This is a genomic window from Nocardia farcinica (assembly GCF_029867845.1).
In the GTDB taxonomy this organism is placed as follows: domain Bacteria; phylum Actinomycetota; class Actinomycetes; order Mycobacteriales; family Mycobacteriaceae; genus Nocardia; species Nocardia farcinica_A.
In genome coordinates, this window is record NZ_JARWRU010000953.1 from 1 (window position 1) to 2415 (window position 2415).

Annotated in this window: 3 protein-coding genes; all 3 read left to right on the forward strand. The window is 67.8% G+C overall.

Features of this window, described 5'->3' with window-relative positions; translation table 11 throughout:
* Window positions 1-895 (forward strand): aconitase family protein (locus QH283_RS21030; RefSeq protein WP_280504692.1); only part of this gene is annotated, 895 nt, incomplete at its 5' end.
* A 40-nt stretch (window positions 896-935) separates the two neighbouring features.
* On the forward strand, window positions 936-1544 hold the full coding sequence (leuD, locus tag QH283_RS21035) for a 3-isopropylmalate dehydratase small subunit (RefSeq protein ID WP_280504693.1): 609 nt from the start codon (window positions 936-938) through the stop codon (window positions 1542-1544).
* 159 nt (window positions 1545-1703) lie between these two features.
* Window positions 1704-2399, forward strand: coding sequence for an HU family DNA-binding protein (locus QH283_RS21040; RefSeq protein WP_280504694.1), 696 nt, complete (start codon window positions 1704-1706; stop codon window positions 2397-2399).
* Window positions 2400-2415 lie beyond the last annotated feature (16 nt).

Below are 2415 nucleotides of genomic sequence, written 5' to 3' on the forward strand. Positions count from 1 at the left end.
CACCGACGGCCAGCTGCCGCCCGGGGTCACCAGCAAGGACGTGATCCTGGCCGTCATCGCCGAGATCGGCACCGGCGGTGGCCAGGGCTACGTGCTCGAGTACCGCGGCGAGGCCGTGCGCTCCATGTCGATGGAGGCCCGGATGACCATGTGCAACATGTCCATCGAGGCGGGCGCGCGGGCGGGCATGATCGCCCCCGACGAGGTCACCTACGAGTTCCTGAAGGGCCGTCCGCACGCCCCGAAGGGCGCCGACTGGGACGCCGCCGTGGCGGCCTGGGACGCCCTGGCCACCGACGAGGGCGCGGTTTTCGACGCCGAGGTGCACATCGACGCGAGCACGCTGAGCCCGTTCGTCACCTGGGGCACCAACCCCGGCCAGGGCGCCCCGCTGAACACCACCGTGCCGGATCCGGCCGATTTCGCCGACGAGACCGCCCGTGAGGCCGCGCAGAAGGCGCTGCGGTACATGGATTTGACCCCGGGCACGCCGCTGCGCGACGTCCCGGTCGACACCGTGTTCGTCGGCTCGTGCACCAACGGCCGGATCGAGGACCTGCGCGCGGTCGCCGAGGTGCTGAAGGGCCGCCGCGTCGCCGACGGCGTGCGGATGCTGGTCGTCCCCGGCTCGATGCGGGTCCGCGCGCAGGCCGAATCGGAGGGTCTGGGTGAGATCTTCACCGCCGCCGGCGCCGAATGGCGGCAGGCGGGCTGCTCGATGTGCCTCGGCATGAATCCCGACCAGCTCTCGCCCGGCCAGCGCTGCGCCTCCACCTCCAACCGCAACTTCGAGGGCAGGCAGGGCAAGGGCGGCCGCACGCACCTGGTCTCCCCGCTGGTCGCCGCGGCCACCGCGGTGCGCGGCAGGCTGTCCTCGCCCGCCGATCTGGACTGAAAGCCCGCCCTTCACCTTTTCGACCCCAGGAGAGAATCCGATGGAACCCTTCACCGTGCACAAGGGAATCGGCGTGCCGCTGCGCCGGTCCAATGTCGACACCGACCAGATCATTCCCGCCGTCTACCTGAAGCGGGTAACCCGCACCGGTTTCGAGGACGGCCTGTTCGCCGCCTGGCGCAACGACCCGGACTTCATTCTCAACGTCGAGCCCTACAAGCGGGGCACCGTACTGGTCGCCGGACCGGATTTCGGCACCGGCTCCTCGCGCGAGCACGCGGTCTGGGCGCTGTCGGACTACGGCTTTCGGGTGGTCATCTCGTCCCGGTTCGCCGACATCTTCCGCGGGAATGCGGGTAAGGGCGGTCTGCTGGCCGCGCAGATGTCACAGAACGATGTCGAAATGCTCTGGAAGATGATCGAGGAACAGCCCGGTCTCGAATTGACGGTGGACCTGCGGGCGCGCACCGTGACGGCCGGAACCGTCGTGTTGCCGTTCGATATTGATGACTACACCCGGTGGCGTCTGCTGGAAGGTTTGGACGACATCGGCCTGACGCTGCGTCAGAGTGACGTCATCGCCGAGTTCGAAAAGGCAAGGCCGGCTTGGAAGCCCGTCACGCTTCCGGCGCCTATTTCGCAGGCGTAATCATCGGCGGCGGTGATAGCTGGGCGTCATCAGATGCGGTAGCTGGACGTGTGCTAAACCACCATGAATTTTGGCGTGGCACATAGACTCTTGCTCAATGTGGGTTTACCGTGGTACCTAGTCGGTCCGACGACGGGCCATTAGTCTGCGGAGGATTCAATGAACAAGGCGGAACTGATCGACGTTCTGACCGAAAAGTTGGGTACGGACAGGCGCACGGCTACCGCGGCAGTCGAGCACGTTGTCGACACCATCGTGCGGGCGGTGTACAAGGGCCAGAGCGTCACCATCACCGGTTTCGGTGTCTTCGAACAGCGCAAGCGCGCCCCCCGGGTGGCCAGGAACCCGCGCACCGGCGAAACCGTCAAGGTGAAGGCCACTTCGGTGCCGGCGTTCCGGCCGGGCGCCCAGTTCAAGGCCGTCATCGCGGGCAAGCAGAAGCTGGCCGCGACCGGCCCCGCCGTCAAGCGGGGTGTGAATGCGCCTGTGGCGGCCAAGAAGACGGCGAATAAATCCACGACCACCGCCGCCGCCAAGAAGGCGGCAGCCAAGAAGGCCGCCGCCAAGACGGCGGCCAAGAAGACGACCGCCACCAAGGCCCCGGCCAAGACCACCGCGCGCAAGACGACCGCCACCAAGGCCGCGACCAAGACCACGGCCAAGAAGGCGCCGGCGAAGAAGACCGCCACCAAGGCGACGGCCAAGACCACCGCCGCCAAGAAGACGACGACCGCCGCCAAGAAGACCACGGCGGCCAAGTCGAGCGCCACCAAGGCCACCGCCGCCAAGAAGACAGCGGCGAAGAAGGCCCCCGCGAAGAAGACCGCGGCCAAGCGCACGGCCTCCAAGCGCTGACGCCGCGAGCGCGCGG

What these genes read in the sequence shown, in the direction of transcription:
- leuD (WP_280504693.1), top strand. Translation starts at nt 936, where the DNA reads ATGGAACCCTTCACCGTGCACAAGGGAATCGGCGTGCCGCTGCGCCGG.
- QH283_RS21040 (WP_280504694.1), top strand. Translation starts at nt 1,704, where the DNA reads ATGAACAAGGCGGAACTGATCGACGTTCTGACCGAAAAGTTGGGTACG.